Annotated in this window: 6 protein-coding genes and 1 pseudogene; 3 read left to right on the plus strand and 4 right to left on the minus strand. The window is 39.3% G+C overall.

The annotated features are described in order from the left end of the window. Positions 1-336: pseudogene (locus ACTXGE_RS12400) on the plus strand (hypothetical protein); the annotation flags it as partial. Positions 337-388: 52 nt separating this feature from the next. Here the strand turns inward: ACTXGE_RS12400 and ACTXGE_RS12405 are convergent. The 3 genes from ACTXGE_RS12405 to ACTXGE_RS12415 are packed head-to-tail and all read right to left on the minus strand — an operon-like array spanning position 389 to position 3,742. After that, on the minus strand, positions 389-583 hold the full coding sequence (locus ACTXGE_RS12405) for a hypothetical protein (RefSeq protein ID WP_443543685.1): 195 nt from the start codon (positions 581-583) through the stop codon (positions 389-391). A 30-nt stretch (positions 584-613) separates the two neighbouring features. Further along, positions 614-2,614: an HpaII family restriction endonuclease gene (locus ACTXGE_RS12410; protein WP_443543687.1), complete on the minus strand. Its 2,001-nt coding sequence runs from the start codon at positions 2,612-2,614 to the stop codon at positions 614-616. A gap of 51 nt (positions 2,615-2,665) precedes the next feature. Next, complete coding sequence (locus ACTXGE_RS12415; protein WP_443543689.1) at positions 2,666-3,742, minus strand: hypothetical protein; 1,077 nt, start codon at positions 3,740-3,742, stop codon at positions 2,666-2,668. An 878-nt stretch (positions 3,743-4,620) separates the two neighbouring features. Here ACTXGE_RS12415 and repM point away from each other — a divergent pair. Next, positions 4,621-5,583 (plus strand): replication initiation protein RepM, encoded by a 963-nt coding sequence (repM, locus tag ACTXGE_RS12420; RefSeq protein WP_443543690.1) that lies wholly within the window; start codon positions 4,621-4,623, stop codon positions 5,581-5,583. Between the two features lie 300 nt (positions 5,584-5,883). Here repM and ACTXGE_RS12425 read toward each other — a convergent pair whose 3' ends face one another. Beyond that, on the minus strand, positions 5,884-6,279 hold the full coding sequence (locus ACTXGE_RS12425; RefSeq protein WP_443560321.1) for a hypothetical protein: 396 nt from the start codon (positions 6,277-6,279) through the stop codon (positions 5,884-5,886). A 200-nt stretch (positions 6,280-6,479) separates the two neighbouring features. Here ACTXGE_RS12425 and ACTXGE_RS12430 point away from each other — a divergent pair. After that, positions 6,480-7,156, plus strand: a 677-nt coding sequence (locus ACTXGE_RS12430; RefSeq protein WP_443560323.1) for a DNA-binding protein, incomplete at its 3' end; no start/stop codon positions are given.

Below are 7,156 nucleotides of genomic sequence, written 5' to 3' on the forward strand. Positions count from 1 at the left end.
GAAGCCACAGCTGACAGCGATAAAGCAGAGATTGCACGTTTAAAGGCGGAACTTAAAGAGACTAAGGTAGAGCTAAAGACGGTCACAGCTGAACGCAATGAGATACAAACGGCTACCGCAGAGATCAAAGGGGAGTTAAAGGCCATAACCACTGAACGTGACAAGCTATCAGACATGAATGATAAACTAACCCAAGCACAAGCCACGCTTAGCGCTGAACACAAAGCGCTAGACAAGCAATACCAGGAACTATCAGCCAATTACTACGCAGAACAAGAGAAAACAGCAGGACTACAGACTGAACTTGCTACGATACAAAATCAAAAAAATAAATAAAACATATCACCCCTGTAGCAGCAGGGGTGATCTTAGAACGCTCTAGGATCAATTAATCATCAGTAGGCAACGGTGGTGGTTGCATAGGTAGTGGCGGTGGTAGCGGTGACAATGGCGCTGAATGGGAAGCCAGTGTATGTATATTCACTGACCAATCATCATCTAAAAAGTCAGCTTCATCATTGTATGTTGCTGGTACGCCATAAATATCTAAGTCCAGAAGAAACATATCCGCATTGCTAATCATGATTGATCTCCGTCCAATCAAATGGCGTTTTTAAGCTATTTTATCAGATAACCTTAACTGTAAATTTAGTTTAAAGTAAATCTTCCCATTGCTTTCGCGATATACACTACCGAATCTATGCCTTGTGGTTGATGGGGTATCAAAAAACGTCTGCTGGTAGAAAAAATCTTTGAGCGTAGCTTCTTTGTTTGTATGATAAAAGACTAAATCTCCATCTTTATTCACCAGTAAAACTGCATTGGCCTTAAGGTTTCCATCCCAATCCCGAGTAGGGAAGATCCCTAACATAGTAGACTTAATAAAATCCTTCAACCTGCAACCCACTTCTTGCTGCCTACTTGGATCTGCTATCTGCTTGCTTACATAGTTACTTAGTCTATTACTTGTTTCTTTTAAGAAAAAGCTTTTTAAAGCACTTGCCAGGATCTCAGGCATCTTACTATCTACTTTTCTAAGCGTTGATTCATAAATACTGTTTTCACATTTTTGGAACTTGAGCGATCCTCCTAGACTCTCTATTCTAGCTATACGATCTTTTATTTTACTACTAGTTTCTATATTGTTGATTTCATCTATATTTTGGCTATCTAGACCTTCAACTTCATATATAAAATTAGTTGCTTGAGATGCGTTCAACAGTGTTGGTGATCCACCTAAAAAAGATTTTATACTTGTACCTTGATTGAGATTCTCAATGCCTTTTTCTAAGAAAGAAAGCACTAGATCACTTTTTTCCTGGGAAGTTCCTTTTGACTTATCCATTCCTAATAAACTAACTTTTGAATCAAGTACTCCGCTATTGAAAGTACCTTTTCCTTTCATTATATGGGATAGGATATCGTTTAGTTCTGCTTCATTTATTATCTGTGATTTATCATAAAGGGTAGCTTTATCTTCGTTATCATATATATAGCAGTGCACACCTTTTAGCTCTATGTCACTATTATCTAAATGGATTTTCATAACTTTGATAGTGTCGTCAGTAGTGCTAGCTCTTAGATCGCCATAAGCTATTATTTCTTGATAAATCACCTTCAATAAAGCGTATATCTCACTTAATTCACCTTTATTCCTAGTTACTGGCATATCTTTTTCTTCCAATGAGTTTGAATTAACATCTAAGTAGTTGAAGACAGATTCAGCTACCTTTCTAACAACTTCCACGCAAACACTATTACCCAGCTGCTTCATAGTCTGGCTCTTTGATACAGGGAACGTATAGTTATCAGGTAAAGCCATGATCTTTTTAGCTTCTGGTATATCGATTCTCCTCACTTCACCATCTACACGATAGAACTCGTAGTTCCTACGGTCATCAATCGTTGAACCCTTTCCACCAACACGAAGTGTAAAGCCTACCTCTCTTTCACAATCACCTTGAAAAACATCAGACATTGTATAGGTTAAGGGAACTTTCGGAGGAAAAATGAAAGGCGGTAAATCCTCCCCCCCCCTGAAACCAACTATAAACACCCTAGGCCTTAGTTGTGGAATATTATAATCAGACGCTTTTAGTACCTGATACTGAACACTATAACCAGCTTCTTTCAATAGCTTTTGAATAGTTTCAAACGTCCTTCCTTCATCATGTTTAATCAAATGTCTTACATTTTCTAAGATAAAGGCTCTAGGCTTTTTTGCTTCTAATATGTCTAAAATACAGTAGAACAGATTGCCACGTTCTGAGTCCTCACCGTCTTTAAACCCCTTTTTTAATCCAGCTTGAGAGAAGGGCTGACAAGGGAATCCTGCGCATAATACGTCGTGATCAGGGACTTGATCAGGAGAGATATTTCTAATGTCATCATTAAATTCAAAATTTGTAGTATCAAAATTCTCTTTATATGTTTGCCTTGCGAACTTATCTTTCTCAGATGCAAATACGCATTTTGCACCTAAACTTGAGAGAGCTAGATGAAAACCACCAATACCAGCGAATAAATCTATGAATTTTATATCGGTATTTTGTCTTCTATAGTCTTGCACTTCATTTTCATTAGAAAATAAATCTAAATTAACTTGAGTCCTCATTCTTTCTACCTTAAGAAAATAATTCGATTCATCTCGATATCTAATAATAAACTAGTTACCAAGCACCTTGCCAAGCAACCCTTTCGGCTTGTTGTACTGTGCTTCAAATTCAGCACGTAAACGCTCCTCGATCTGCTTTTCAAGCTGCGGAGTTAGCTGCTCGATCAGTTTTGGGCGTAAATCTTCCTCTATTTGCTCTCTACGGTCATATTCAGCCTCTTCCGCTACCTCCCTATCATCTTCTTCTTTTCGTTGAACCTCGGCTAGATAAGAGTGCAACCTATGCGTTTTATCTTGCTCTATATGCTCTAATTTAGTTGTTTTAGAGTTAGTACCATTTATCAACATAAAATCGAATCTATTTCTAATTGCTCTAGTTGAGTTATAAGCTCTAGCACCATACAACTGACCTTTCTTATTTTTAGACCACTCTCTAGGTTGTGCCAACATGATCTTTAAATAATAATCATGCAAAACCTTATTATCAAAACAAAGAACAGTCATGTAGTAATGGCCTTTTTCAATATTTTTCATGTGTTCAACAAGCAAATACTCGATACGTTGGCGTGATTTCTCAGTGCGTTCATATTCAAAGGCAATATCAATCACTGCTTCTGCCTTAACAACATCCAAACGTAGTAGCGCATCAACCATCAAAGGCTTATATCGAATTTCTTTGCTTATTTCTAATAATTTAAGCCTATTGGTTTGCCTTAACAAATACGCTAAAACAGACTTATGTAGCCCAACTTCATGATGAACACGGCTTGAGTCAATGAATTTGCGTTTATTCGGTAGCTTTGCCTGGTTGTCATCAATAATTCTATCTTCAAGCAATACGCCAAGCCCCTGCTTACCTAGCATCAGTAAATCTTTACTGTAAAAGTTGTTCTTAAACTTTTGAATATATCCGTGTTTGATTAAATCAGCGATAAAGCGATAGCCTGTGCTGCCTTTAGCATTGGTCAGTTTTAGTAACGCTTCTCTATTTGAATAACCAAAAATATAAAGCCACCTAACGACAAGCTTTCTGCGCTCTATATTCACCCCTAAGAGGTCTTTAGCATCAGATAGCGCCGCTATATGATCATGTACCTCTTTAAGCCTGGCCTTATCACCAAGTAACATTTAAAACTCCTAATTCTGAATTTGGGGAACGCTGCCCCCATGGGCAGCGCAAGCCCGAAGGGTGTATTTTCGTCCAGAAAATGCACAGTCAATCACCCTAGTGTTGACTGCGTGGGGGAGCCATGACCGTAGCACAAGCGTCCAGCGATAGTGCAATCGACCCCTAAGGACGATGGTAGGTCATGGGGGCTAGCCCCCCGTCGGCCAGTAGCCGACAAACGTAACTTGGGGTGGCTTTTTACCCCAGAAGTTGCGTTTGTCGGGTGCGCAGCACCTGACGGGCTTTTAGTCTGTGGGGGTCAATCCCCCGCAGACTAAACACAGTAGTATGTGTGGTATAAAGGGCGTTCAGCCCTTTAAAATCAATGTAGGGCGTTCAGCCCGTAACATTGATTGTTACCATATATACTACTGGATAATTGACGCTAACATACGGAATTTCTTGAAAATCTTTTTAGGTATGTTTATCTTATACTAATATGTATGTTTCTTATAGACTAAAATAGTTTTTGATCTAGCTTTTCTCTCTGTAGCTTTACTCCAATCTGCTGATTGGAAGCTTTTTACTAAAAACTGCTGTTTTTAGCTCTTTTTTCTTCTCTTTTTTTATCAGTTATCCACAACCAAAAAGGCTTTTAATGCTTTTAATGCTTTTAATGCTTTTAGACGCTCTGTAAGCATTGGTATTAAAGGGCTGTAGGGTTGATATAACGACGTTTACTTACCCATAGCACGACGTTTACTTACCCATAGCACGACGTTTACTTACCTATAGCACGACGTTTACTTACCTTATAACGATAAGTATTTATTTATCGTTATAATGGTGCTATATTAGTCCGTATCGAGTATAGATAGTTTAATTCGTGGGGGTAATCGTGGACGACAAAAAAATGGAACTTATAGTTAAAACAAATAGGCTTAACACAGCTATACAGAATCTTACGCTAGCTGAAATCAGACTGATCCAGTTGGCAATTATTGACAGCAGGGATAAAAATGAAGGATTGTCGGCAGACAAACCATTATCTATTGAAGCTATGAGATATGCAGATGCGTTTGGAACAACAAGACAAGGTGCTTATGATGTACTTAAAAAAGCAGAAGAGAACTTGTTCGAGCGTAGGTTTACTTTTTTAGATGAAAAGGACGGTAACCCTGTTAAGTCGCGTTGGATCAGTCAAGCGAAGTACAAGCACGATGAAGGTACTATTGAGATTATATTTACTCCTGCGGTTATAAATGAGATAACAAGAATAAACGGTGTAGAGCAGTTTTTCACAAAATACACGTTAGAACAAACATCATCACTTAATAGTATGTACTCAGTGCGCTTGTATGAGCTGCTAATACAGTGGCGTGAAGCTAAGAAAACGCCAATATTTGATCTAGCAGTATTCAGAGGTCAGATGGGGGTGGTAGATGGTGAATACGAACGGATGTGTGACTTTAAGACTGGCGTATTACATAAGGCTGTTAAAGAAATAAATAAGAGTACTGATATTAAAGTCAGTTATTCACAAGTCAAGAAAGGCAGAACGATTACAGGCTTTACATTTACTGTTCACGAGAAGCCACAGGACAAGCCTAACAAGGCGATCAAACAGCGTGACCCTGATAATGGCGATATGTTCACGATTGACGGATTATCGGACGCTCAGCTAGGCCGTATCACAAGAAACCCTAAATTTTGTCAAGATTTCGGTCACATGGTATCTTCGACAAGTCCAATCAATCAAGATATGAACCTATGGTCTAAAGAGTTTATTGAACGTATCAAGAAAGACCATGAGCCTTTTAATAAAAAACGTCCGATAAGAGAATACTTGGACTATGAATAACAAGGGTGTCTACATGATAATAGATAACTTAGATAATGGAGAAATCGTCACAATTAGCGAATACAAGCAAATCTATGACGATCTTATACCTGGCATAAATGGTGAGGGCTACTTCATTAAAAACAGCACTGAGTTAACAGATGACGAAGTTAGCTATGATAAGATTTTTAATAGTCGATACATTCATGAAAACCACTATTCACACGTTGCATGGTATCCAGGTTAATGTCTTGGCCACCTAAAATGAACTTAAATTATTTAAAATGAACTTAAATTATTTGATGTTCATTAAACTGTGAATCAACCATTTTGTAGATAGTCTTGGTACTCATCACAGACTCTCAATCCTGCTTGTATGGCTTCATTAAGATCAGCGCCTTTTTTGATGCTGTAGGGCACATTTGCGCTCATATTGGCTTGATTTAAGCTATCTACTGCTGATTTATTGAGTGGTGTACCGATACTGGACTCACCGATGTACCCTTCAGGCTCAAAATATACCTCACGCCCAAACTCAGGATGAGATCCGCATGAAATCTCTCCTGCTGCCGTAAACGGATAAGGGGTCGTATGGTTCTCGCCCCACGATGACTCATCTACTACGATATAGCCTGAGCCGTAAAGCTCATCCTCTGCGCTGCTTGGGCTACACCCCATTAGTAAAATAGGCGCTATAACAAGTAGAAGTTGCTTCATAGCATGAACCTGTTTTAAAGATAAGAATAATGTTTACTATAATTCATATTTGTGTTCTTTCAAAAGAGTAATTGAAAAGATTGCCTAAGCTAACCTCAAAATTATTCGGGGGTTTTTTTATATCCTATATTGTAGTATGTTGTATATTGTATTATACTATATACAACATACTACAATACACTATCAAGGAATACAAAATCATGGCACTCACGACACAAGATATTCATGCAGCAGCTGACCGATTACAAGAGCAAGGGATTAAGCCGACACTAGCAGAAGTACGCAAAGCATTGGGCGGTGGCTCATTCACTACTATTAGTGATGCGATGCAGAGTTGGAAGCGAGAACAGCAGGAGGAGCAAGAGCTACAGCAAGTGGACTTACCTAGCGGCATTACTGAACGCTTGCACACGCTTGGCGCTGATATGTGGCAGACGGCTATTGATATGGCAAGTGATAGGCTGTCTAAAGAGCGTGAAGCCCTAGAGGTGGTAAAGGCTAAGGCACAAGCAGAAACGGACGAAGCGCAAGAAGCGGTTAAGACTTTGGAGGGGGAACAAGCGGATCTACTACAGCAACTGGACGATGTGACCGGCACTGCGGAGACGGCAACTAAAAGCGCACAGCAAGCCACAGCTGACCATGATGCTACCAAACAGACGCTATCAGAGACTAGGCATCAATTAGAGCTTGAACGAACTAAAGCAGAAACCGCACAATCACAGCTGACAGAGGTGCGTAACGTACTGGATAAGCAGTCTGTAGAGCTTAGCGCTAGTCTAAGTAAGGTAGCTACGCTTGAAGCCACAGCTGACAGCGATAAAGCAGAGATTGCACGTTTAAAGGCGGAACTTAAAGAGACTAAGGTAGAGCTAAA

Source organism: Psychrobacter sp. T6-4 (genome assembly GCF_052258425.1).
In the GTDB taxonomy this organism is placed as follows: domain Bacteria; phylum Pseudomonadota; class Gammaproteobacteria; order Pseudomonadales; family Moraxellaceae; genus Psychrobacter.

Excerpts from the sequence above, each read along its gene's own strand:
- ACTXGE_RS12405 (WP_443543685.1), bottom strand. The coding sequence starts at position 583 with ATGATTAGCAATGCGGATATGTTTCTTCTGGACTTAGATATTTATGGC.
- ACTXGE_RS12410 (WP_443543687.1), bottom strand. The coding sequence starts at position 2,614 with ATGAGGACTCAAGTTAATTTAGATTTATTTTCTAATGAAAATGAAGTG.
- ACTXGE_RS12415 (WP_443543689.1), bottom strand. The coding sequence starts at position 3,742 with ATGTTACTTGGTGATAAGGCCAGGCTTAAAGAGGTACATGATCATATA.
- ACTXGE_RS12425 (WP_443560321.1), bottom strand. The coding sequence starts at position 6,279 with ATGAAGCAACTTCTACTTGTTATAGCGCCTATTTTACTAATGGGGTGT.